Raw genomic sequence first — 23,465 nt, 5'->3', positions numbered from 1 at the left:
AAGGAGATATTTTAATTAATCGCATCTTAGCTGCATTCAATTGATAATTCGCGTATCGAATTTGCAAAGCAAAGTTTCATCAAAGAACAAAATTTAAATTGTCACGACTCATCTGCTGCACGCATGTTGAAACCAAAAGAACAGTGTGTTCGTGACAATCAATCGCATTCTTCCTAACTTGCAGACAAAACTATGAACACACAAACAACCCAGAGTGCCTCCCCCGTAGTGCCTCCTGCGGCGCCGGGGAAAAAGAATCGCCTGATTATGTTGTGCCTGCCGATCATTGTGGCGGTGCTGTTGCTGTTGGTCCCGACCCCTGCCGGGCTGGAACCTTACGCATGGCACTTCTTTGCTATCTTCGTTGGCGTGATTGTCGGGCTGATCTTTGAGCCGCTGCCCGGTGCCGTTATCGGCCTGACTGGCGTGGTGGTGATAGCGCTGTTCAGCCAGTGGGTGCTGTTCAGCCCGGCCGAACTGGCGGATCCCAAGTTCAAAACCGCCGCACAGTCGTTCAAATGGGCAGTGAGTGGCTTCGGCAACTCCACCGTCTGGCTGATCTTCGGTGCCTTTATGTTTGCCGCTGGCTACGATAAAACCCAGTTCGGTCGCCGCCTGGCGCTGATTCTGGTGAAATATCTCGGCCGTCGCAGCCTGACGCTCGGTTACGCCATCACCTTCGCGGACCTGTTACTGGCACCGTTTACGCCTTCTAACACCGCGCGCAGCGGCGGTACCATCTACCCGATCATCGCCAACCTGCCGCCGCTGTACGGTTCCAAACCGAATGACCCGAGCGCACGTAAGATTGGTTCTTACCTGATGTGGGTGGCTATCACCGCCGCCTGTATCACCAGTTCAATGTTCCTCTCTGCACTGGCACCGAACCTGCTGGCGCTGGCGCTGGTAAAAAGCGTGGTGGGCTTCGAAATCTCCTGGGGTATGTGGTTCCTCGCCTTCCTGCCGCTCGGCGTGCTGTTGATTCTCACCATGCCGCTGCTGGCGTACTGGCTCTATCCGCCGGAAGTGAAGGTTAATGACGAAGTGCCACGTTGGGCGACCGCTGAACTGGCGAAGCTTGGCAAGCTGTCACGCAATGAAATCCTGCTGCTGGTGTTTGTGGTCTCAGCACTGATGATGTGGATCTTCGCTGCCGCATGGATTGAACCGGCGATGGCCGCCCTGCTGGTTATCGTGTTGATGCTGTGGACCGGTGTACTCAACTGGAACGATATCACCAGCAACAAAGCGGCATGGAATACCTTTGCCTGGTTCGCCACGCTGGTCGCCCTGGCAGATGGTCTGGCACGTGTGGGCTTTATCGCCTGGCTGGGTAAAGAAGGTGCGCAGCTGCTGCACGGCTATGACCCACAAGTCTCGGCGGTGGTGTTGCTGGTGGCCTTCTACTTACTGCACTACCTGTTCGCCAGTACCACTGCGCACACAACTGCGCTGTTGCCAGCGATGCTGACCATTGCCGCTTCGATTCCGGGTATCAATATGCCAGTGTTCTGCCTGATGATGTGTGTGTCCTTAGGTGTGATGGGTATCATCACCCCGTACGGCACCGGCCCAAGCCCGATTTATTACGGTAGCGGCTACCTGCCAACCAAAGATTACTGGCGTCTCGGTACCATCTTTGGTGCCATCTTCCTGATTGCTCTGATGGTTATCGCTTACCCATGGATGGTGATGATGTTCTGATGATGTTGCTCCGATGTTAAAATCGGAGCCGCGCAGTACCGTGAAAGTGTTATGATGCTCGCCAGTCAGTCCTTACGGAGGGCTGGCGAGAGAAAATCAAAAAACAGATCGCCTAATTTGTCACCTGCCACTCTGACAGGCGACACGAAGCTAAGTGAGCCAACATGTCGAACAAACCCTTCTATTATCAGAATCCCTTTCCTCTCGCCAAAGATGATACCGAATACTATCTGCTGAGCCGCGATTACGTCTCAGTAGCCAACTTCGATGGCGAAGAGGTGTTGAAAGTCGATCCGAAAGCCCTGACGCTGCTGGCGAAGCAGGCATTCCATGATGCTTCATTCATGCTGCGCGCCTCGCATCAGGCGCAGGTTGCCGCGATTCTGGCCGATGACGAAGCCAGCAAGAACGACAAATACGTTGCCCTGCAGTTCCTGCGTAACTCGGAAATTGCTGCCAAAGGTGTGTTGCCGACCTGCCAGGACACCGGCACGGCAATCATCATGGGCAAAAAAGGCCAGCGCGTCTGGACTGGCGGTGGCGACGAAGCCGCGCTGTCACAAGGCGTCTATAACACCTTTATTGAAGACAACCTGCGTTACTCGCAGAACGCCGCGCTGGATATGTACAAAGAGGTCAATACTGGCACTAACCTGCCGGCGCAGATCGACCTCTACAGCGTGGATGGCGACGAGTACAAATTCCTGTGCATCGCCAAAGGCGGCGGTTCTGCCAACAAAACCTATCTATATCAGGAAACCAAAGCGCTGATCACCCCGGCCAAGCTGAAGAATTATCTGGTTGATAAGATGATGTCACTTGGCACTGCCGCCTGCCCGCCGTACCATATCGCGTTTGTGATTGGCGGTACCTCAGCAGAAAGCACGCTGAAAACCGTCAAGCTGGCTTCCACCCACTACTACGATTCACTGCCGACCGAAGGTAACGAACACGGTCAGGCATTCCGTGACGTGGCATTGGAGCAGGAACTGCTGAAAGCCTCACAAGAGCTGGGCCTCGGCGCACAGTTCGGCGGTAAATACTTCGCCCACGACATTCGCGTGGTGCGTCTGCCGCGTCATGGCGCGTCTTGCCCCGTTGGCATGGGTGTGTCCTGCTCGGCTGACCGTAATATCAAAGCCAAGATCAACCGCGAAGGCATCTGGATCGAAAAACTGGAAGATAACCCAGGCCGCTATATCCCGGAAGAACTGCGTCAGCAGGGCGAAGGCGAAGTGGTGAATGTCGATCTTAACCGCCCGATGAGTGACATTCTGGCGCAGCTGTCATCCTATCCCGTGGCAACCCGCCTGTCGCTGAACGGCACCATTATCGTGGCGCGTGATATTGCCCACGCCAAACTGAAAGAGCGCATCGACAACGGCGAAGGTTTGCCGCAGTACATCAAAGATCATCCGGTGTATTACGCAGGCCCGGCGAAAACCCCGGAAGGTTATGCATCCGGCTCACTCGGCCCAACTACTGCCGGTCGTATGGACTCCTACGTTGACCTGCTGCAGGAACACGGCGGCAGCATGGTGATGCTGGCAAAAGGCAACCGCAGCAAACAGGTGACTGATGCCTGCCATAAACACGGCGGCTTCTATCTCGGCAGCATCGGCGGCCCGGCAGCGGTGCTGGCGCAGCAGAGTATTAAGAGTCTGGAGTGCGTGGAGTACGCGGAACTGGGAATGGAAGCCATCTGGAAGATTGAAGTGGAGAACTTCCCGGCGTTTATCCTGGTGGATGACAAAGGCAACGACTTCTTCCAGCAGATCCACAATCAGTGTTCTGCATGCGTGAAGTAAGGCTTTTAGCCGTGCTAAAACTAAAAATCCGCGGCTTATGGCTGCGGATTTTTTTATGGGGTGAGCACTGCGCGATGCTTACATCGCACCGAGTTGTACGTCTAACAGCATATCGGCATCATCATCGTTTTGACCAATCACGTAGATCGCCTGACGTCCCGGCAGATTCACCGTGATGATGTGCTGATCATCGGCATCCAGCACGTCATCGTGCTGTTCCTGAAACTTATGCAATGTGTTCATGTTTTTCCTTAAAAATGGTGCGCGACTTTACTTTCCCTACACTCTTATATCGACAAGACCAGGCTCAAATGTAGCGGAATATTCTGCTTTCGTGATGCAGGCACTCTGTCACGGCCAAATGACAGTCTGATTAAAGAAGTAACGCACATTTCTTACTGTGAGGATGTCAGTGCCGGACAACCTGGTAGCGCCGGATAACGGATGCAATCTGCTGTCACCGCCTTCTCACTGTGCGGCGTCCCATCTGGTGCCCAGCGGTAATCCACCATGTAGGCGCGATACACCGTGTTGCCACTGTAGTGATCGCGCGGCATCGCTTTGCCGTAAAACGGGCTGACGTACTCCCAGACAATCGCGCCCTGCGGTGTCACCTGGAACAGGCGGCCGCTCTGCCCTTCGTTGATCAAGGTGTTGCCATTCGGCAGGCGCTGCGCGTTGCTGATATAGGCACTGTAGAAGGTGGAGATCGCTTGTCCCGATTTCTCGCCGGTGTACTCCCAGACGATTTGTTTGGTTTGCGGGTTCACTTCAATGACGCGTGAAGCGGAGAAGAATCCTTGCCGCGTGGGCGGGAATCCGGCGTTGCCCTGATTATCAAAAATCAGAATATTGCCAGCACCCGGTAAGCCCGGTCCGATCATGTGCACATCGTGCTCGCCAATCAGTTGATCCAGCGGACGCGGCAGCGGTGTATCCAGCTTCAGCGCTGGATAATCAGGCCCGATGCGCCACACCACTTTGTCCGTCTGCCGATCGACAATCACGGCCACGTTGCCGTTGCGCGAGTTAAACAGGATGTTGTCAGGGGCAAAGCGCTGATCGCCTTTATCAAACCACGGGTTTGGTCCCAGCGGTGCCGCCGTGTTCATATGCAAAAAGTCAGCGTCCTGACTGTCACGGATCATCGCCAGTTGCGCGTCAGAAAAACCCAGCTCATTGAGGTGATCGGCCACCGACCAGCTCCATAGCTTCTCTCCCTGCGGCGACAGCTCCTCCAGCGTATTATCGATGATGCGATAGTTGTAGCCGGGCAGCTGGCGCAGTGCCGCGCCCAGCACCAGGGTGTTGCCATCTGCCAGGCGCTGGATTTCATGATGTTGATGCACCGGCTGCTGCTGACTGCCGTATTGCCACTGTACCGCACCGTTCCAGTCCACTTCCGCCACGCTGGCATTCACCATGCCGTTGCCGGGGCTGGCTTCCTTATCGAGATCTTTCTGACGCTCCAGCTGTACCAGCAGATGCCCCCGCTGGCCGTTGATGCGATCAGTGGGAATTGGCCAGCTCGGGAATCCTTCATAGGCCCAGCGATGCACTTCCTGCCCGGTCATATCAATTAAGTGGGTTTGGTTATCGCTGCCGGGGATCACCACATAACCGTTCCAGGCACGCGCGGGATCGTAATACGTCACGCCCGTAAGAAACGCACTGGGAATGGCCGATGCACCAAATGAGATAGACAACAGGCAGACAGACAACGTTGCCGCAATACGCATGATTCACCATCCTGACTAAGGGAGAAAGAAAACGCCCTTTTAGGGTAGATGCGAATGGCGGCAGGATTAGTCCGAATGAGGCATGTGGGAGAAAAGGCAGCGGCATGACCCGCTGCCTGAGTGCTTAGAAAAAGCCCAGCGGTTGCGTGCTGTAGCTCACCAGCAAGTTTTTGGTTTGCTGGTAATGATCAAGCATCATTTTATGGGTCTCGCGACCGATACCGGATTTTTTATAGCCACCGAACGCCGCATGTGCCGGATAAAGGTGATAACAGTTGGTCCAGACACGACCCGCTTTAATCGCGCGCCCCATGCGATAGGCGCGGTTGATGTCGCGGGTCCAGACGCCAGCACCCAGCCCGTAGATTGAGTCATTGGCGATGGCGAGGGCTTCCGCTTCATCTTTGAAGGTCAGCACACCGACCACCGGTCCAAAGATCTCTTCTTGGAACACGCGCATGCTGTTGTCGCCTTTCAGCAGCGTGGGCTGAATGTAGTAGCCGCTATCGAACGCTTCACCAATCTTCTCTACACCGCCGCCGTGCAGCACCTGTGCACCCTCTTTCTGCGCGATTTCCAGATAAGAGAGGATTTTGTCGAACTGCTGTTGCGACGCCTGCGCGCCAATCATGGTTTCGGTATCCAGCGGATCGCCGCGTTTGATGGTTTTAATACGTTTCATGACGGCCGCCATAAACGGCTCAAAGATCGACTCTTGCACCAGCGCGCGTGACGGACAGGTACAGACTTCGCCCTGATTCAGGAAACCGAGCACCACGCCTTCTGCCGCTTTCTCGATAAAGCTCTCTTCCGCATCCATGATGTCTTCAAAGAAGATGTTCGGTGATTTACCGCCCAGCTCAACGGTGGACGGGATCAGGCTTTTCGCCGCCAGCTCGAGGATATGCCCACCGGTAGCGGTGGAGCCGGTAAAGGCGATCTTAGCGATGCCCGGATGTGACGCCAGCGCTTCACCGGCTTCTTTACCGTAACCGTGCACCACATTGATGACACCCGGTGGCACCAGATCTTTGATCACTTCCATAAACAGGGTGATCGACAAGGGCGTCTGCTCAGCCGGTTTCAACACCACGCAGTTACCTGCTCCGAGCGCCGGAGCCAGTTTCCACGCCGCCATTAACAGCGGGAAGTTCCACGGGATGATTTGCCCGACCACGCCCAGCGGTTCGTGGAAGTGATAAGCGGCGGTGAATTCATCGATTTCTGCTGCGGTACCTTCCTGTGCGCGCACGCAGCCCGCGAAGTAGCGGAAGTGGTCTACCGCCAGCGGTAGGTCAGCGGCCAGGGTTTCACGTACCGGCTTGCCGTTATCCCAGGTTTCGTTGACCGCGATGTATTCCAGCTTCTCTTCCAGTCGATCGGCGATTTTCAGCAGCACCAGCGAACGTGCCTGCGGGGAGGTTTTGCCCCAGGCATCTGCAGCGGCCTGTGCTGCCGCCACCGCATTATCGATATCGGCCTTATCCGAACGCGGGAACTCGCCGATGGTAGAACCGTTGATGGGGGTGGTGTTGACGAAGTAATTACCGTTCACCGGCGCAACGAATTCGCCGTTGATAAAGTTGCCATAACGCGATTGCAGAGTGATGAGAGAACCTTGTTCTCCCGGAGCAGCGTAACGCATGGTGTTTCTCCTTGCGGACAGAGTGGCGAATAACAACTATGAAACCTGTTATTAACATTGATCGATCAATGTCAGCCTGTCAGATTGCAGAGCGGGAAACTGTGACCGCACCGAAGGAAAATTCCGGCAATGAGGGTTTGAGATTTATGCATGATGATCCTGCACGTCAGTCTCAGCATTGATTAAACGTTACGCTCTTGCCCGCCGCAGATGGCGGGAGTCTATTGCGCCAATTCACAGCCAGGTTATCAGCTTTACATCTCTCCAATTTCTTCCCCGCTTCGTTGCGGAAAATTCCGAGTTTTGCCGCATATGCAGCGAAAAGCGAAACAAACGCAATGAATTTGGTCAATATGAAACAGGATACTCATCAGGAGAAAGAGATGTTGGCTTCAGCCCTGACGTTAATGCGCGCCAAAGCGAACTTTGTTCAGCAATTTATTCGAAACCCGCGCAAGATGGGCAGCATCACGCCCTCCTCTGCTGCGCTGTGCCGCACCATGTGCGATGCCGCCAACTGGGATCACAGCCTGCGTATCGCCGAACTGGGTGCCGGTGACGGCGTGTTAACCCGTCATATTCTGGACAGAATGTCACCGCAGGCTCAATTAGATGTGTTCGAGATCAGTCCAGATTTAGTGAAGAGTTTGCGCGCGTGGAGCGATCCGCGCATGCAGGTGCGTGCGTGCTCAGCCGAGTACTTGTCGGGTGAATACGATGTGATCTTTTCCGGCCTGCCGCTGCTGTCGCTGCCGCCGGAAACGCGCGAAGCGATTCTGAGCGCCGTGCACGATGTATTGGGCCCGCGCGGTGTATTTATCCAGTTTCAATACACCTCATTGACCCAACCTACCCTGTCACGTTACTTCACCTGGCAGCGCCAGCGGGTGCTGAAAAATATGCCGCCCGCCTGGGTTTATCGCTGCACACGGCATTACGCGCCCTGAGCCTGCACGCGCGGCTTCGGCCGCGTTTGCTGCCAGAATCTTTGGAGCAACTCACGTGACCAATCCTCACCGGCGACCTGCGCGCCATCATCACTCACGCCTTCCGGTAAGCAGGTGGTCATGATTTCGCGGGTAAACTCCGGGTGGAACTGCACCGACAGCGCCTGCGGGGAATAACGTAAAATCTGGCAGCCATCCAGCTCGGAACGTGCCAATACTTCAGCCTGCGACGGCGGCGTAATCACCGACTGACGATGTGACAACCACGCCTGGAATTCACCTGGTAACGTCGCTAAACAGGGATCATCACTGGCAGTGTGGGTCAGGGTTTTCAAGCCGCGCTCCCAGCCGTTCGGGTTATCACCCACTTTGCCGCCCAGCGCATACGCCATCAGCTGATGACCGTAACAGACGCCCAGCAGCGGCAGCTCCGCTTCCAGCGCACCACGGATCCATGCGGCCGTGCGTTCGCTCCAGTCGGCGTGGTCGGTGACCATTGCCCAGGAGCCGCTGAGAATCGCGCCGCTGACGCGATCAAACGCCGGCAACTCTTCGCCAAGATGCGGACGGACAATCACATAGTCTTCAGGCTGCAGTTGCAGCGCATCAATAAACCAGACGGGTTGTTCACCAATTTGCGCCACAACCTGCGGTGGCGGCACTTCGAGTTGAATCAGAGCAAGGGGTAACGCGCGGGTGTGTGTCATTCCGAATTCATTCCTTAACGGAGTCAGCTTTCGGACATCCACTTTGACAGGAAATCAGTGACCTGTCTTATTTTTTTCCTGCATAAGCTCATGCCATAACGAAAAATATTTTTGCACAATGTCACAGAAATGTACGGCTTCGTGCCATGATTAGCCGGTGATTACCCCCCTTTCATGTGAAGGATGACATTGTGGCAGTGCGGCATTTCTTTATGGTTCTGATGGTGGTCTCCATCTGGGCTTTCAATAACGTGGCAGTGAAGTGGGGATTGCTGGAACTTCCGCCGCTGTTCCTCACCTGGATGCGCTTTGTGGTGGTGGCGATTGTACTGGTGCCGTTCTGCCGAATTACGCGCGAACAGCTGCCATGGCTGCTCACCCTTGCCTTCACCTTTGGCTTTATGCACTTCTCGCTGCTGTTTGTCGGCATGCGCTTTACCGATGCCGGCACCGGTGCGATTGTGGTGCAGCTTGGTACGCCGATTGCCATGTTGCTGGCAATGCTGGTGCTAAAAGAGAAGCTGACGCTGGTACAGCTGTTTGGTATTGCGATCTCTTTAAGTGGCGTGGCGGTGCTCTCCGGCAGCCCCACGATTCCGGCGTGGTGGGTCTTATGCATCTTGTTGTGCAGCGCCTTTGGCTGGGCCATCAGCAATATGATCGTGAAGAAATCGCCGCCGATAAAACCGCTGACGCTCACCGGTTGGATCTCCTTCCTCGCCGTGCCGATTGTCGGTGCCGCTTCCTGGCTCACCGAATCGCACCAGTTTTACGCCTTAAGTCATGCGGGCTGGCGCGGCTGGTTTGGTATTCTTTACAGCGCGCTGGCTTCCTCGATTGTGGCTTATACCCTGTGGTATTCGTTGCTGAAAAAGTACAACGTCAACTTAATCATGCCTTACTCGCTGCTCACGCCCGTGCTGGCCGTGTTGATGGGCGTATTTGTGCTGGGCGATAGCATGAACAGCTTCAAAATTCTCGGGGCGTCTCTGGTAGTGCTCGGTACCGCCATTGCGGTGATCAACCTGCGTAATCTGCGCATGCACGCGCGCTTTCCTCGCCTGCGCCGCCGTTAAATTCTCTCTGCTATGCTTGAGTCTCGCGCGTTTTCCGGAGACTCAATATGGATACTCAATCTGCTGCCGCGTTATGGCAGCAACTGTGGCAAGGATTGCGTGGCGCGGAACCCCTTCCCGCGCTCAGCTTTCTCCAGCCCGATACCTTTTCTTCCGCGTTTGCCGTCAGTGAACTGGCCGCCACCAGCATCGGGTTGGCAAGCCAGGCAGTGAGCGATTTACTCGGGCAATCGGCCCCGGTTAGCGTCAATGTAAGGCTCGCCTCTCGCTGGTTTCAGCACAGCCTCACGCCGCTAAATCGCTCACCCGCCGCGCTCTGGGATCCCTTTGCAGGCGATTACGCCACCGCCGATGGCTGGATCCGTCTGCACACCAACGCTCCGCATCATCGCGCCGCCATGGAGCAGGTGCTGGGCCAACACGCCGACCGCGCCGCATTAGCGCAGCGGGTGTCTCAGTGGCAAGCGGCCGCGCTGGAGCAGGCCGTGATTGAGGCTGGCGGCTGTGCTGCGCAGATGCGCAGTGAGCAACAGTGGTTGCAGCACCCGCAAGGGCTGGCCGTCAGCAGTGAAGCGCTGATCGCCCAACAGGCCACGGGGGATGCCCCAACGCCCGGCTGGCAACTGCAGCCTGCTCGTCCGCTGCTCGGCGTGCGTGTGCTGGATCTGACGCGCATTATCGCCGGGCCGGTCGCCACGCGTTTTCTCGCCAGCCTTGGCGCGCAGGTTTTACGTATCGATCCTTACGGCTGGGAAGAGCCAACATTGGAGGAGGAGATCACCTGCGGCAAACGCTGCGCACGGCTCGATCTCAAATCCAGAGCGGGCGTTGAGCAGCTGCGCGATCTAATCAAACACGCTGATGTGCTGGTGCATGGTTATCGCGCGGATGCGCTGGAAAAGCTGGGGCTGGATGCCGAGTCACGGCGCAAACTGTCGCCCGGATTGGTGGATGTCAGTCTCAATGCGTGGGGCTGGGGCGGACCATGGCGCAATCGTCGCGGCTTTGACAGTCTGGTGCAGATGGGATGCGGCATTGCCGAACAGGGCATGGTCTGGCGTGGTAACATCAAACCGACACCGCTGCCGGTGCAGGCGCTCGATCACGCCACTGGCTATATGATGGCCGCCGCTGTGCTGGAAGGGATGCGTCAACGTCGGGAAAATCACGTTGGCTGGCAGGCACGCCTATCGCTGGCGCGCACCGCCAGGCTATTGCAACAGTTTGGCGCGTCACCGCAACAGCCGCAGCATGGCATTACCGCGCAGCACGACGATGCCCTGCCGACAGTTGAGATCAATACGTGGGGGATTGCCGAAAGGTTGCGTGCCGCTGCATACCTGCCCGGCACGCCGATGATCTGCGCCACGCCGGGCGTCAAGCTCGGCAGCAGCGCAGCCAGCTGGTAATCAGGCTTCTTCGTCGTTGCCTTCGTTCAGCTCGTCGTACATTGCCTGAATAGCTTCACGGCTCAGCGCGGCCAGCGTGCGGTAGAACGCGCTGGTCGCGTGGGCTTCCACTTTGCCGAGGAACGCGCCGCACCACGGCAGCAGATAGTCGTCGAACAGCGCTAATTGCGCAGCAAACTCATCCTCCGCGGACTGATCTTCCAGCCACGAGGCCGCCAGCAGCAGTACGCCAAAATGGTCGGCTGGCGCGTCGCTTAACGGCATGCCACGTGAAGAGAGAAACGCACGCACATCCGCTTCTTGCGGGCCGTTTGGCCATTGTGAGGCGTAAGGCGGTACGCTGCATTCGCTGCCGACGAACAGTGCGTTGTAATCCGCCGCCAGGGCCTGCGGATCGCTATTCTGCTGCAGACGTGTTAACAGTTCATCCTGCTCCAGCGGCCACTGAGCCTTCAGTTTGCCTTCACGCAGCATGGTGAAGAGCGGCACCAGCAATGGATCTTGTGGCTGGCGGTTGAACAGCGAGCCGATGACGCGGCAGAGAATGGAAAACTCATTCATGCAACAGAATTCCTTGAGGCTAAAAGTTAAAAGTCCGCAAATTCAGCAATGTGCTTACCGGTTCGCTGTTGGAGAAAGTCGAGCAGGCGGCGCGGCGTGACATTTAACACGCGATCCTCGGGAAAATCCACTTCACGCGTAATGCGGATGCAGTGTTCGAAATGACCGAGGGTAAAGGCGGTGTGCGAATCCGACCCAAACGCCAGACGCCCGCCGGCATCACGCACCGCTTCAGCGATGGCGCGGCAGTTGGGTTCACTGCCCGGACGCGAATGGGTAAAGGAGGAGTTATTGATCTCCAGCGCCACATCATAATGCGCGGCGGCTTCGGCAATGGCGCGGATATCCACCGGGAATTTCGGGTTGCCAGGATGTGAAATAATGTGCACCAGCCCGCCCGCCATCGCGGCAATCATCGCTTCCGTGTGATGCGCTTTATCACGCGGTGCGTACACCGGCTCATGGAAACCGGCCACAATCAGATCCAGCGCATCCAGCATCGGGCCGCTGCAGTCAATGTCGCCTTGCTGGTTTTTGATGTTGGCTTCAATACCACGCAAAACGCCTACGCCATCAATCACGCGTGGCCAGATGCGCATATTAACGAAGTGCCAGTAGTGCGGCGCATCCGCCATATCCGGGCCGTGATCGGTGATGGCAAACAGCTTCAGGCCATTCTGCTTCGCCTGCACCACATAGTCATGCAGTGTGCTGTATGCGTGGGTACTGGCAACGGTGTGCATATGCAAATCGACGGGATACATCCTCTTCTCCTGACTCAATGTGAATTAATAACCGCGCTGACGATCGACTAAACCACCCGGCTGATCCCCTTGCTCCAGAGCAAGTATGGCACCGGCAATGAAATCCATCGCCTCGCCGGGCAACGTGATAGCCGCAGTATGTGGCGTCAATGTGACATGTGGATGAGACCAGAGCGGGTGATTCGCCGGCAGTGGCTCGGTCTGGAACACATCCAGCGCCGCGCCCGCCAGTTGCCCGCTGTTCAGCGCCGCCAGCAGATCGGCTTCCACCACATGCGCGCCACGCGCCAGATTGAGGAAAAAGGCCCCGTGCGGTAACACGCGCAGCAACTTTTCATCGATCAGGTTGGTGGTTTCCGGCGTGGTGGGCAGCAGATCGATCAGCACCTGAGTGCCATCCAGAAACGCATCCAGCTGATCGCGACCGTGGAAGGTTTGCACGCCCTCAATCTGCTTAGCCGAGCGGCTCCAGCAACGCAGCGGGAAGCCCCACTGACGCAAACTTTCGAGCACGCTACTGCCCAGTACGCCCGCACCGAGCACGCCGATGGTGAAGTTGGCGCGGTCTGCTGTGTTGAGTGGCTGCCAGTTTGCCTGTTGCTGCTGCTGGCGGTAGTCGGCAAAACGGCGGAACCAGCCTAGCACGCACCAGTTGGCGTATTCCTGCATCTGTCGCGCCATGCCGGTATCTTCGAGACGGAACAGCGGCACGTCATCGGCTAACATTTCCGGATGGGCGCGCAGTTGCTTAAGAATTTCGTCGACGCCCGCGCCCATGGCAAACACACCTTTCAATGGACGACCAGCCAGCATCTCGGTGGGTGGCGAACGCACGATGGCATAATCCGCCGGATCCGTATCGCCCGGCTGCCAGTAGCGCACGTTGGCTTGCGGTAAACGCTGACGTAGTCCCGCTAGCCAGCGATCGGGGGCTTGCGACGGGTGATACCAGATGATCTCCATACAGCTCTCCTTTTTTTCCTTCAGCCTCAGGCAAATAGCGCTTCAGGGCAAGCAAAAACCTTAAGGTTAATGCAATTTCTTGCGTGATTAATTCCCGCGGCTTCACATTTCCATGGCCTGAGGCGGCTAAGCGGCGCGTTAGCGACTAAAGTTGTTCGGGTGGTCAATGTGTTAGCGCACCACCTTTTCGGACAAGGAGAAAAACCGATGATAAAAAATGTCAAATTCACCCCCGCGCCACTGACATTCTTACTGAGCGCGGCGCTGCTGGCCAGCGCCTCTGTTGCGCAGGCGGAAGATACCAGCCGAATGCTAAGCAGCCAGCCACAGCCGCCCGATATCCGCCTGGGGCCTCTGTTTAATGCGGTACAGCAGGCAAAATTTTATCCGGATCAGAAAACCTTTGCCGATGCGGTTCCGAAATACAATCCCTCCTCGATACTGGCGGACTGGCAGATGCAAAAGAGCCAGCGCAATTTCGACCTGAAGCATTTCGTGGACGCTAATTTCACCCTGCCTAAAGAGCAGGACAAATACGTGCCGCCTGCAGGACAAAGCCTGCGTGAACATATCAACGGCCTGTGGCCGGTGCTGACACGATCGACACCGACCGCCAGCCAGTATGATTCCCTGTTGCCACTGCCGAAACCCTATGTGGTCCCCGGCGGCCGTTTCCGCGAAGTTTATTACTGGGATAGCTACTTCACCATGCTGGGCCTCGCCGAAAGCGGGCACTGGGATCGCGTGCAGGATATGGTGGATAACTTCGCCACCGAACTGGATAAATACGGCCATATCCCGAATGGCAACCGCAGTTATTATCTCAGCCGTTCGCAGCCACCGTTCTTTAGCCTGATGGTAGATCTGCTGGCGACCCATAAAGGTGATGATGTCTATCGCCAGTATTTGCCGCAGTTGCAGAAAGAGTACGACTACTGGATGGCGGACAGCGATAAGGTCGCTGCCGGTCAGGCCAGCAAGCGCGTGATCAAACTTAGCGACGGTACCCTACTCAATCGCTATTGGGACGAACGTGATGCACCGCGCACCGAATCCTGGCTCGACGATGTCAACACTGCCAACAAAGCGCCCGATCGCAATAAACAGCAGGTATATCGCGACCTTCGTGTTGGTGCGGCCTCGGGTTGGGACTTCAGTTCTCGCTGGTTTACCGATGCCCACAATCTGGCCTCGATCCGCACCACCCAACTGGCACCGGTCGATCTCAATAGCCTGATGTTCCATCTGGAGCAAGTGTTGTCCAAAGCCTCGAAACTGGCGAATCAGGATGACAAAGCCAAACAGTTCGCGGCAGATGCTGAGAAACGTCAGGCAGCGATTAATCGTTATCTGTGGGATGAGAAACAGGGCTGGTATGCCGACTATGACTGGCAGAAAAAACACATTCATCCGCAGCTGACCGCCGCTACCTTGTTCCCACTCTATATGCAGGTGGCGAGCGAGAAACAGGCGGACCGCACTGCCAAAGCGGTGGAGAAACAGCTGTTGAAACCTGGCGGTTTGGTGACCACCACCGTGAACAATGGTCAGCAATGGGATGCACCAAATGGCTGGGCGCCTCTGCAATGGGTGGCGGTGGAAGGTCTGGAACATTACAAGCAACCCAAGCTGGCACAGGAAATTGGTCAGCGCTTCCTGCAGAACGTGCAGGCCACTTACGATAAAGAGCACAAGCTGGTTGAAAAGTATGTGGTGGTAGGCGCGCAACTGGGCGGCGGTGGCGGCGGTGAATATCCGTTGCAGGACGGTTTCGGCTGGACCAACGGCGTGACGCTCAAACTACTGGATAAATACTGCCCGAAAGATCACACCTGTAATAACGCGAGCGATATCCCGAATATGCCCGCGCTGAGTGCGGGTAAATAACCCTCTCCCCCTACTTTAAAACCGCTGCTACTGCTTTGTTTGTCAAACGGTAGCAGCGCAATCGGTTCGCACTGTCAAAGCTAAGGTGCTCAATGCCATCATCTCAGGCAGGCGATGTCACCATTTAACGCAGCGAAGTCATCACCTCAGGTCTGCAAACCATCGTGCACCGCGACAGAGGGTATGACTGCATCATGAAACCTTTTCTCACATAAAGCCGCGCTCGCTACGCCACCGCTCCTGTTCATTTCCTCACAATCTCTTTCACTCACATTAACAACTTGAAACACACCCACTAAAAGATAATAATTCTCACTCTTAATTTTAATCGTATTCTCAATTTTTGGCATTGCCGGTTGAGTGCTGCTTTTGTTCTGCTTCCCGTTAAAGGATTTCCAATGACGCTTTTTACCCTTAATCGTACCCGCATGCTCTGTGCACTGGCTCTGGCCCTCCCTGCTGCAACCTTCGCAGAAGAGTCCATCGTCGTCACCGCGCAACCGCAGGAGAGCGCCAACTCACCGACGCAAGGCTATCTCGCCACCCGCAGCAGCGGCGGCAGTAAAAACGATCAGCCGCTGATCACCACGCCGCAGTCCATCTCAGTGGTGACACGTCAGCAGATGGAAGATCAGGGTGCGCAGGATCTCAATCAGGTACTGAACTACACGCCGGGCGTATTCACCAACTTCGGCGGGGCCGCCACTCGCTATGACACCATTGCGCTGCGTGGTTTCCATGGCGGCGATGTCGATAACACCTTCTTGGATGGCTTGCGCATCATGAGTGATGGCGGCAGCTTCAACATCTTGCAGGTAGATAACTGGTTCCTCGATCGCGTTGATGTGATCAAAGGCCCCTCCTCCGCACTTTACGGCCAGACCGTACCAGGCGGATTAGTCAATCAGGTGAGCAAGCGGCCGCAGTTTGCTGAAGAGGGCCATTTCCGCCTGTCGACCGGCACCAACGCCACCAACAGCGCCGCCTTTGACTACACCAATGCGATTAACGATCAGTGGGCTTTCCGTCTCACCGGCATCACGCGTAACAGCGATACGCAATACGATCACACCCGTGAAGAAAAATATGCGATTTCGCCACAGCTGCTGTGGCAACCCAGCGAAGACACCAGTCTGGTGCTGCGTGCCTATCTGCAAAAAGATCCATCCGGCGGTTATCACGGTTCCGTGCCCGCTGAAGGCACGCTTTATAGCCATAATGGCCGCAAGCTGAGTGATGGATTCTATGAGGGCGACAGCGCGCTGGATCAGTTCAAGCGCCACGAGCAGATCTACAGCTACGACTTCTCGCACCGCTTCAATGAAGTGTGGTCTGTATACTCCACCGCCAGCTATAGCCACGCCAATGTCGATCTCGATCAGGTGTATCAGATTGGCTGGGATGCCGCTAACCCGGACCTGCTGACCCGCTACTACTCCGGTGAACGTTCCTCGCTCAGCGCATGGGCCAACGATAACCGTCTGCAGGCCGATTTTGCCACCGGCGCGCTGCAGCATCGGGTGATCCTCGGTGCCGAATACCACCGTTATAAGAATGATTTGAGTAAAGCCAGTGGCTATGCGAGTTCATTAAACCCCTGGACGGGCGAAGCGGTCGGCAGCATGCCGGATTACAGCTGGACCGAACAAACGCGTCGCTATTATCAGACCGGACTCTACTTGCAGGATGAAATGCAGCTCGACCGCTGGCATCTGGATCTCTCTGGTCGTTACGATCGCATCGTCTCCAATAATGGCACCAGCCGTCGCCAGGATGACCACGTCAGCGGCCGTGCTGCGCTGCTGTATGCGTTCGACAGCGGTATTTCACCTTACGTCAGCTGGAGCCAGGCGATTACCCCGGCTTCTTTGACCGACCCAGACGGCAATCAGCTGAAGCCAACCACTTCCGAGCAGTATGAAGCCGGTGTGAAATACCAGCCGGTGGGCACGCGCGATATGTACTCCATCGCGCTGTACGATTTGACGCAGAACGATGTGGCGAACCGCAACGTGGTAGACAGCACCTTTACTCCGTCCGGCAAAGTGCATTCGCAGGGCATTGAGCTGGAAGCCCGCAACCAGCTGACGCCGCGACTCAGCACCATCGCCGGTTACACGCTGAACCATCTGCGTTTCAAAGATTCCGTTGACGGGAATGATGGTCATACGCCTTACGTCACGCCGAACAGCATGGCGTCATTCTGGGGTCACTATCAGTTTGATTACGGCTTGAGCGCCGGCGCAGGCGTGCGTTATATCGGTAAGCAGTGGGCCGATAACGAAAACACCACACGTTTGCCGTCGGTAACGTTGTTTGATGCTTCCGTACGTGCCGATCTCGGTGCGTGGGATTCACAGTTGAAAGGGGCTTGGCTGCAGGTGAATGCCAATAACCTGACCGACAAAAAGTATCTCGCCGCCTGCTATGGCACCGGCTATTGCTATCGCGGTGCGGAGCGGACCATTACCGCCACCGTGGGTTACGACTTCTAACCGCCATAAAAAAATCCGCATCCCGTTGGGGATGCGGATTTCATTAAATCAGAGTGTATTGCTAGGTACGCACTTTACGGTAGATCCACAGCACCACAATGGCACCAATCACCGCCACCACGAAGCTGCCAAAGTTGAAACCGTCAACCTTGCCGAAGCCAAACAGGGTACTGATCCAGCCGCCAACCACCGCGCCGACAATCCCTAAAACCACAGTGATGATGAATCCGCCGCCATCTTTACCTGGCATGATCCATTTAGCGATGATCCCGGCAATCAAACCAAAAATAATCCATGAAAGAATACCCATTTACTGCTCCTTACGTTATGAATCAAGGTGTTCACTGCGATTAGTATAGCCGGATATTTTTAATCTGCTTGATGAACATCACAGTAAATAGATAGTTAGCAGGCTAAAGCTTTTTGTCAGAACGTCGATAACAATTCGATAGCCGTGTCACCCGTGATAATAACAATCGGATAAGTGGAGCAGGATGTGAAAGACGCCGATAACGAACAATATCTCAAACGAGGCACCCTTGCTGTTTTAAACGTAATGAAGGATTTGTTGCGTTTCCAGACCCCATTAATGGTCAGTTTTTCGCGCGGTCAATTTATCAGCCGCATGCTGGATGCCGATGAAGATCGCGTGATCTTCGACCTCGGCAGTAATGCACTGGATAACGATTTAGCGCTGCAGGGCGGTGAAGTGAATATCGCGGCAGAAACCCAGGGTGCCAAAGTGGAGTTTGGCTTGATCAAACTGGAGCGCACCGAGTTTGAGGGCTTACCGGCGTTTACTGCCCCGCTGCCTGAGCTGCTGTGGCAGATTCAGCGTCGTGAGTTTTTCCGTGTTTCAGCTCCGATGGAACCGGTGTTTTACTGCCATACGCAGTGGCCGGATGGCAGTAAAGCGCGCTTCCGTTTACAAGATCTCTCTCTCGGTGGCGCAGGTGTCTTGCTGGACGAAAGCTTGCCAGAGGGTCTGAACCGCGGTGATACCTTTAAAAACCTGCGCGTGGAATTGGGCGAATACGGTCATTTTGAGGTCACCGCACAGCTGCTGCACATTGGCGAGCGCAGCATGGTCACCAGCAAGAATGAAACCCGCACAACCCCTCGTCTCAGCTTCCGTTTTACCGCCATTGAGCCCGTACAGGAACGCCAGCTACAGCAAGTGATCTTTGCGCTGGAACGTCTGGCCCGCGACAAAGCGAATCGCTTCCAGTAAATCCCTGCTGGCGCCACAAAAGGCGCCCGCCAGGCTATCCTTTCCTTGCTTTCACTTTTTATCGCCTCCCAGCAAGGAGAATCTCCCCAATGGAAAACTGGCTTTCTGCCCATCGTTTACAACTCATTTTTCTCAATCAAACCTTCTGGATAAACAGCGCCATCATCGTCTTCGGTACCTTGATGATGTATTGGCTATTACGTACCCTCATCCGCTTTGTATCCAACCGTATTGCGCACTACAGCGAGCAGCGGAATCACCGCGTCACCACACTGTTGGTGGAAATTCTGCGCACTACCAGCCAGCCTTTGCTGCTGATTTTCTCATTACTGATTGCACTGAGGTTTGTCGACCTACCCGCCAGCTGGAGCGTGACGATTGCACACGGCTGGTTCCTGGCCTTTATTCTGCAAATGACCATGTGGATTGACTGTGGCATCCGGCTCTGGCTACAGAGTTTGCTGCGTGATCCATTGCACGTGCGCAATCCGGTGACCACGGTAATCCTCGGCATTCTGCTGCGGGTGGTGGTGTGGGTGATGATGATGTTGGCAATCCTGTCCAACATGGGCATCAATATTACCGCACTGGTTGCCAGCCTCGGCGTCGGCGGCATTGCGATCGCCCTGGCGATTCAGACGGTGTTGAGTGACGTGTTTGCCTCGCTGGCCATTGGTTTTGACAAGCCCTTTGAGCATGGCGATTTTATTGTGTTTGGCGATGTGGCGGGCTCAATCGAACACATTGGTCTGAAAACCACCCGGCTGCGCAGCCTGAGCGGCGAACAGATCGTTTGCTCGAACACCATCTTGCTGCAGCAGACCATCCACAATTACAAACGCATGCAGCAGCGTCGCATCGTGTTTAAGTTCGGCATTAATTACGCTACGCCTGCTGAGAAAGTGCGACAAATTGGTAGCATGGTGAAGGAGATCATTCAGGATGTGCCGGATACTCGTTTTGACCGCGCACATTTCCTCGCTTTTGATGAGTCGCAGTTGACATTTGAAGTGGTCTACTTCGTGCTCAGTGCCGAGTACAACAAGTATATGGACATCCAGCAGGAAATTAACCTCCAGCTGATGGCGCAACTGGAGCAGAAGCAGATTCGTTTTGCTTTCCCAATGCGTCGTGTCGAGTTTACGGGGGGTGTATTACCACGGATTAATCTCAGCGATGCCTCCAATGAATCCTCACCCCAGACGGCACAACGTTAGTGAGCGATGTTCAGGCGGTTACCCCGCCTGAACGCTAATGCGGTTGATAACGACAACGCGCCACCGCTTCCAGCCAGCCGCGATAATTCTCTTGCATAATGGTCGCGCGATCGCTGCGCGGCTCAATCACGCTGCCCCCCTGCAACGCCTGCATATCACTGCCCTGCTGCCACCAACCTAATGAACGCCCCGCCAGCAGCGCGGCACCCAGGGCGGAGACTTCAGCGGTAGGGGCACGTTTCAGCGGCCGCTGCAACACGTCTGCCTGCAACTGCATCAGCCAACTGTTTTCGGTTGCCGTGCCATCCACACAGAGCGCGGGTAACTGCACACCACTGGCCTGCTCCATAGCGAAGAACACATCGGCAATCTGGAAGGTGATTGATTCCAGCGCCACGCGCGCCAGCACCTCTGGCGTGGCGGCATCGGTAAGGCCACATACCATGCCGCGCGCCTTCAAATCCCACCAGGGCGCGCCCAGGCCTGACAATGCAGGCACGAAATAGATGCCCTGATTATGCTCGCTGCGATGCGCCATCGCCGTCAGTTCACGCGGATCGCTGATGCCCAGCATGCGTCCCAGCCAGGCCGCGCCCGAACCGGTATGGGTGATGTTACCTTCAAAGGCAAATCGCAGCGTCCCATCGTGCCACGCCACCGTGGTGCTGAGGCCGTTCTCGGTCAGCAAAGGGGTGGCCATTGACATCATCAGCGATGAACCGGTGCCGTAAGTGGCTTTCACCACTTCTTCGCCTGCACTGCGTTGCGCCTGCAGTGCCGCATGGGAATCGCCAATGCGCGACAAAATGGGCGTACCCGCTTTCAGTCCGGCGATGTCCTGTACCGTGACAACACCCTGCGCACTGGCGGAGGGCACAATATGTGGCAGTGCCGCACGCGGGATATGGAATAACGCCAGCAGTTCGTCATCCCAGTCGCCGCTGTGCAAATTGTAGAGTTGGGTGCGGGCCGCATTAGCGTGATCGGTGACAAAACTTTCGCCGCCGCTTAATTGCCAGCTGAGCCAGCAATCCACTGTGCCGATGCAGAGTTCACCGGCTTGTGCACGCGCCAGTCCATCTGGAATCGTCGCCAGCATCCCGGTGAGTTTGCCTGCGGGAAACATGGGATCGACCGCCAGGCCCGTTAAGCCGGTGATGCGTGGCGCTTTGCCCGCCATGCGTAAATCGCGACAAAAGGCTTCCGAGCGACGATCCTGCCAGCTCACCAGCGGCGTCAGCGGTTGCCCGTCGCGGCGCTGCCAGATCAGCACCGACTCGCGCTGGTTGCTGATCGCGACGGCGGCCACCTCTGCCCCGCCGCACTGCGCCAGACAGCTTTCAATCGCCTGTTTCACCGCCTGCCAGATCGCCAGCGGATGCTGCTCGGCCAATCCCGGCTGGGGATGGGCTAGCGTCAGAGGCTGGCTGCCGCGCGCCACCACGTTGCCTGCGCGGTCCACCGCTATGGCTTTCGCGTTAGTGGTACCCTCATCAATTGCCAGTATTAATGGACCCGCCATGTTTACGCTCCTGCACACATGCGCACTGCACTCTTCACCACGCTGGCGGCGTCAATACCATGATGCGCGCGCGTGGAGGCACGATCGCCAGCAATCGCGTATTGACCATCGGGGATGCCCAGACGTAACAGCGGAATTCCGCAGCCGCCTTCAGCCAGCACTTCGGCCACCAGACTGCCGACGCCGCCGTTAACATTGTGCTCCTCTACGGTGATCACCGCCGGATAATGCTTTAACAGCTCTTGCAGCCGTTGGGTATCGCAGGGACGAATTGATGGAATGGCGATCACACCTGCGCTGATTCCCTGTTCCTGTAATTGCTCGGCCGCACTCACCACCTCATGCACGGTGGAACCCATCGCCACCAGCACGATGTCGTTGCCTTCACGCAACACGTCGATTTGGCCCGGACGGAACTGGTAGTTTTCATCGTGCAGCTGAGGCAGGTCCTTGCCATCCAGACGGATGTAAACCGGCCCCACATGCGCAAGGGCATAATCGATGATCTGGCGGCACTCCAGCGGGCAGGATGGCGCGTAAATCTCGATATTGCCGAAGCCACGCATCACCGCAATATCATCAATGCTGTGGTGGGTGCTGGCCAGCGGGCCGTAACTGGCACCGGCATTCAGGCCAAACAGTTTGACGTTGGTATTGTTGTAACAGACGTCCACTTTTACCTGCTCGTTGGCGCGCGAAATCAGGAACGGAGCTGCATTACAGGTCACCGCCACTTTTCCACCGATTGCCAGACCGGCCGCCGTGCCCACCAGGGTTTGTTCCGCAATGCCAACGTTCACCAACCGATCGGGAAACGCCTTAATGAAAGGCGATATTTTTGCCGTTGAGGTGGAATCTGCCACCACCGGCACCAAATCCACACCGCGATTTACCGCGTCAATAAAGGCTTCCACCATCACCGTGGCCAGGTGTTTTGCATTACTCATCTTTTAATTCCTCCAGTGCCAGTTCGATCTCTTCCCCTTTCGGCACACGGTGATGCCACTCTGGTTTGCCCTGAATAAAGGAGATGCCAAAGCCTTTCTCGGTATGCGCCACAATCACCTGCGGTTTGCCGTTACGTGGCAGGTTTTCAATGGTTTCCACCACGGAAGCCATGTCATTACCGTTGCATTCAGTGACTTCCAGACCGAAGGCTCGCCATTTATCCGGCAGCGGATCGGTGTTCATAATGTCGCGCGTGTGCCCTGCCAGCTGCAGTTTGTTCTTGTCGTTGATGATCACCAGGTTATCGAGGTTGTAGTGCGCCGCCACCAGCGCGGCCTCCCAGTTACTGCCCTCGGCCAGTTCACCGTCGCCTGTGACCACAAAGATGCGGCGGTCGCTGTTGTCTTTTTTCGCCGCCAGCGCAATACCCACCGCCACCGGTAAGCCGTGGCCCAATGCACCGGTGTTGAGTTCCACGCCCGGCGTTTTCTGCCGCACCGGATGGCCCGGCAAATGTGAATCCGAATGCTGATAAGTGGGCAGCCATTCGGTTGGGAAGTAACCCGCCTCCGCCAGCACACAGTAATAGCCGCCGACCGCATGCCCTTTCGACTGGATGTAAATGTCACGCTGGGGATCGTTAGTGCGATCCGGTGCGCAATTCAGGATGCGGAAATAGAGCGCCGTCAGGATTTCGACCTGAGAGAGATCGGCACCGGTATGTCCACCCGCCGGACTACCGGCATTGAGCTGGATGATGCGGCGACGCACAGCGCGCGCTTTCGCTGCCAGGTCCGCCACCGAATATTTGAAAGGATTCATAGACACCTCTGAATTTTAAA

20 protein-coding genes are annotated in these 23,465 nt (G+C 56.1%); 9 read left to right on the top strand and 11 right to left on the bottom strand.

The genetic code is table 11. The features are described 5' to 3' along the window. Window positions 1-192: 192 nt before the first annotated feature. A complete protein-coding gene (locus FD737_RS01565; RefSeq protein ID WP_034821926.1) occupies window positions 193-1,704 on the top strand; it encodes an anion permease in 1,512 nt (503 codons plus the stop codon). 164 nt (window positions 1,705-1,868) lie between these two features. Further along, a complete protein-coding gene (gene fumA / locus FD737_RS01560; protein ID WP_097119217.1) occupies window positions 1,869-3,512 on the top strand; it encodes a class I fumarate hydratase FumA in 1,644 nt (547 codons plus the stop codon). A 78-nt stretch (window positions 3,513-3,590) separates the two neighbouring features. On the opposite strand, the gene FD737_RS23665 is transcribed toward fumA, so the two are convergent. The 3 genes from FD737_RS23665 to FD737_RS01550 all read right to left on the bottom strand — a co-directional run bounded on the left by FD737_RS23665 (window position 3,591) and on the right by FD737_RS01550 (window position 6,896). Then, window positions 3,591-3,755, bottom strand: coding sequence for a hypothetical protein (locus tag FD737_RS23665; protein WP_166931753.1), 165 nt, complete (start codon window positions 3,753-3,755; stop codon window positions 3,591-3,593). Window positions 3,756-3,907: 152 nt separating this feature from the next. Further along, complete coding sequence (locus FD737_RS01555; protein ID WP_160832522.1) at window positions 3,908-5,251, bottom strand: aryl-sulfate sulfotransferase; 1,344 nt, start codon at window positions 5,249-5,251, stop codon at window positions 3,908-3,910. A 124-nt stretch (window positions 5,252-5,375) separates the two neighbouring features. Beyond that, window positions 5,376-6,896 carry an aldehyde dehydrogenase family protein gene (locus tag FD737_RS01550; protein WP_160832521.1) on the bottom strand — a complete coding sequence of 507 codons (1,521 nt, stop codon included), beginning with the start codon at window positions 6,894-6,896 and terminating at the stop codon, window positions 5,376-5,378. Between the two features lie 383 nt (window positions 6,897-7,279). Here FD737_RS01550 and FD737_RS01545 point away from each other — a divergent pair, with 383 nt between their 5' ends. Then, on the top strand, window positions 7,280-7,843 hold the full coding sequence (locus FD737_RS01545; protein ID WP_097119214.1) for a class I SAM-dependent methyltransferase: 564 nt from the start codon (window positions 7,280-7,282) through the stop codon (window positions 7,841-7,843). On the opposite strand, the gene FD737_RS01540 is transcribed toward FD737_RS01545, so the two are convergent. After that, entirely contained in the window at window positions 7,831-8,550 is a 720-nt protein-coding gene (locus tag FD737_RS01540) for a glutamine amidotransferase (RefSeq protein WP_160832520.1), read from the bottom strand. The two genes, FD737_RS01545 and FD737_RS01540, sit on opposite strands and share 13 nt — an antisense overlap. Before the next feature lie 191 nt (window positions 8,551-8,741). Here FD737_RS01540 and FD737_RS01535 point away from each other — a divergent pair, with 191 nt between their 5' ends. Then, window positions 8,742-9,626 (top strand): DMT family transporter, encoded by an 885-nt coding sequence (locus tag FD737_RS01535; RefSeq protein WP_034822113.1) that lies wholly within the window; start codon window positions 8,742-8,744, stop codon window positions 9,624-9,626. Between the two features lie 47 nt (window positions 9,627-9,673). Next, window positions 9,674-11,035, top strand: coding sequence for a CoA transferase (locus FD737_RS01530; RefSeq protein WP_160832519.1), 1,362 nt, complete (start codon window positions 9,674-9,676; stop codon window positions 11,033-11,035). Here the strand turns inward: FD737_RS01530 and FD737_RS01525 are convergent, their stop codons facing one another. Genes FD737_RS01525 through ghrA form a run of 3 tightly spaced genes read right to left on the bottom strand, consistent with a single transcriptional unit; the run spans window position 11,036 to window position 13,323 of the window. Then, complete coding sequence (locus FD737_RS01525; protein ID WP_058959684.1) at window positions 11,036-11,596, bottom strand: molecular chaperone; 561 nt, start codon at window positions 11,594-11,596, stop codon at window positions 11,036-11,038. Window positions 11,597-11,622: 26 nt separating this feature from the next. Then, window positions 11,623-12,360, bottom strand: a complete 738-nt coding sequence (locus FD737_RS01520; RefSeq protein ID WP_160832518.1) for a phosphatase — start codon at window positions 12,358-12,360, stop codon at window positions 11,623-11,625. A gap of 24 nt (window positions 12,361-12,384) precedes the next feature. Beyond that, a complete protein-coding gene (gene ghrA, locus FD737_RS01515) occupies window positions 12,385-13,323 on the bottom strand; it encodes a glyoxylate/hydroxypyruvate reductase GhrA (RefSeq protein ID WP_160832517.1) in 939 nt (312 codons plus the stop codon). Between the two features lie 207 nt (window positions 13,324-13,530). On the opposite strand from ghrA, the gene treA reads away from it, so the two are divergent. Both treA and FD737_RS01505 read left to right on the top strand, forming a co-directional pair. Continuing rightward, window positions 13,531-15,210, top strand: coding sequence for an alpha,alpha-trehalase TreA (treA, locus tag FD737_RS01510; RefSeq protein WP_160832516.1), 1,680 nt, complete (start codon window positions 13,531-13,533; stop codon window positions 15,208-15,210). Between the two features lie 398 nt (window positions 15,211-15,608). After that, entirely contained in the window at window positions 15,609-17,705 is a 2,097-nt protein-coding gene (locus FD737_RS01505) for a TonB-dependent siderophore receptor (protein ID WP_160832515.1), read from the top strand. Between the two features lie 61 nt (window positions 17,706-17,766). Here the strand turns inward: FD737_RS01505 and FD737_RS01500 are convergent, their stop codons facing one another. Further along, entirely contained in the window at window positions 17,767-18,015 is a 249-nt protein-coding gene (locus FD737_RS01500; RefSeq protein WP_038647498.1) for a GlsB/YeaQ/YmgE family stress response membrane protein, read from the bottom strand. Window positions 18,016-18,201: 186 nt separating this feature from the next. Between FD737_RS01500 and FD737_RS01495 the strand changes: the two genes are divergently transcribed. Beyond that, the gene (locus FD737_RS01495) at window positions 18,202-18,936 is read left to right on the top strand and encodes a flagellar brake protein (RefSeq protein ID WP_160832514.1); all 735 of its coding nucleotides are present in this window, start codon (window positions 18,202-18,204) and stop codon (window positions 18,934-18,936) included. An 89-nt stretch (window positions 18,937-19,025) separates the two neighbouring features. After that, entirely contained in the window at window positions 19,026-20,153 is a 1,128-nt protein-coding gene (locus FD737_RS01490; protein WP_160832513.1) for a mechanosensitive ion channel family protein, read from the top strand. A 34-nt stretch (window positions 20,154-20,187) separates the two neighbouring features. On the opposite strand, the gene FD737_RS01485 is transcribed toward FD737_RS01490, so the two are convergent. Genes FD737_RS01485 through FD737_RS01475 form a run of 3 tightly spaced genes read right to left on the bottom strand, consistent with a single transcriptional unit; the run spans window position 20,188 to window position 23,445 of the window. Next, the gene (locus FD737_RS01485) at window positions 20,188-21,675 is read right to left on the bottom strand and encodes an FGGY family carbohydrate kinase (protein ID WP_160832512.1); all 1,488 of its coding nucleotides are present in this window, start codon (window positions 21,673-21,675) and stop codon (window positions 20,188-20,190) included. 2 nt (window positions 21,676-21,677) lie between these two features. Next, on the bottom strand, window positions 21,678-22,622 hold the full coding sequence (locus FD737_RS01480; RefSeq protein ID WP_160832511.1) for a transketolase family protein: 945 nt from the start codon (window positions 22,620-22,622) through the stop codon (window positions 21,678-21,680). Continuing rightward, complete coding sequence (locus FD737_RS01475) at window positions 22,615-23,445, bottom strand: transketolase (protein ID WP_034821964.1); 831 nt, start codon at window positions 23,443-23,445, stop codon at window positions 22,615-22,617. The genes FD737_RS01480 and FD737_RS01475 overlap by 8 nt, the downstream gene beginning before the upstream one ends. Window positions 23,446-23,465 lie beyond the last annotated feature (20 nt).

It is taken from the genome of Pantoea sp. Seng (genome assembly GCF_009829935.1).
Classification (GTDB): Bacteria; Pseudomonadota; Gammaproteobacteria; order Enterobacterales; family Enterobacteriaceae; genus Pantoea; species Pantoea communis.
Note: the sequence above shows the minus strand (reverse complement) of the source record. Positions and strands in the feature narration are given on the sequence as shown.

Excerpts from the sequence above, each read along its gene's own strand:
- FD737_RS01550 (WP_160832521.1), bottom strand. The coding sequence starts at position 6,896 with ATGCGTTACGCTGCTCCGGGAGAACAAGGTTCTCTCATCACTCTGCAA.
- FD737_RS01525 (WP_058959684.1), bottom strand. The coding sequence starts at position 11,596 with ATGAATGAGTTTTCCATTCTCTGCCGCGTCATCGGCTCGCTGTTCAAC.
- FD737_RS01480 (WP_160832511.1), bottom strand. The coding sequence starts at position 22,622 with ATGAGTAATGCAAAACACCTGGCCACGGTGATGGTGGAAGCCTTTATT.
- FD737_RS01555 (WP_160832522.1), bottom strand. The coding sequence starts at position 5,251 with ATGCGTATTGCGGCAACGTTGTCTGTCTGCCTGTTGTCTATCTCATTT.
- FD737_RS01505 (WP_160832515.1), top strand. The coding sequence starts at position 15,609 with ATGACGCTTTTTACCCTTAATCGTACCCGCATGCTCTGTGCACTGGCT.
- FD737_RS01565 (WP_034821926.1), top strand. The coding sequence starts at position 193 with ATGAACACACAAACAACCCAGAGTGCCTCCCCCGTAGTGCCTCCTGCG.
- FD737_RS01540 (WP_160832520.1), bottom strand. The coding sequence starts at position 8,550 with ATGACACACACCCGCGCGTTACCCCTTGCTCTGATTCAACTCGAAGTG.
- FD737_RS01545 (WP_097119214.1), top strand. The coding sequence starts at position 7,280 with ATGTTGGCTTCAGCCCTGACGTTAATGCGCGCCAAAGCGAACTTTGTT.
- FD737_RS23665 (WP_166931753.1), bottom strand. The coding sequence starts at position 3,755 with ATGAACACATTGCATAAGTTTCAGGAACAGCACGATGACGTGCTGGAT.
- FD737_RS01485 (WP_160832512.1), bottom strand. The coding sequence starts at position 21,675 with ATGGCGGGTCCATTAATACTGGCAATTGATGAGGGTACCACTAACGCG.
- ghrA (WP_160832517.1), bottom strand. The coding sequence starts at position 13,323 with ATGGAGATCATCTGGTATCACCCGTCGCAAGCCCCCGATCGCTGGCTA.
- FD737_RS01530 (WP_160832519.1), top strand. The coding sequence starts at position 9,674 with ATGGATACTCAATCTGCTGCCGCGTTATGGCAGCAACTGTGGCAAGGA.
- FD737_RS01490 (WP_160832513.1), top strand. The coding sequence starts at position 19,026 with ATGGAAAACTGGCTTTCTGCCCATCGTTTACAACTCATTTTTCTCAAT.
- treA (WP_160832516.1), top strand. The coding sequence starts at position 13,531 with ATGATAAAAAATGTCAAATTCACCCCCGCGCCACTGACATTCTTACTG.
- FD737_RS01475 (WP_034821964.1), bottom strand. The coding sequence starts at position 23,445 with ATGAATCCTTTCAAATATTCGGTGGCGGACCTGGCAGCGAAAGCGCGC.
- fumA (WP_097119217.1), top strand. The coding sequence starts at position 1,869 with ATGTCGAACAAACCCTTCTATTATCAGAATCCCTTTCCTCTCGCCAAA.
- FD737_RS01520 (WP_160832518.1), bottom strand. The coding sequence starts at position 12,360 with ATGTATCCCGTCGATTTGCATATGCACACCGTTGCCAGTACCCACGCA.
- FD737_RS01500 (WP_038647498.1), bottom strand. The coding sequence starts at position 18,015 with ATGGGTATTCTTTCATGGATTATTTTTGGTTTGATTGCCGGGATCATC.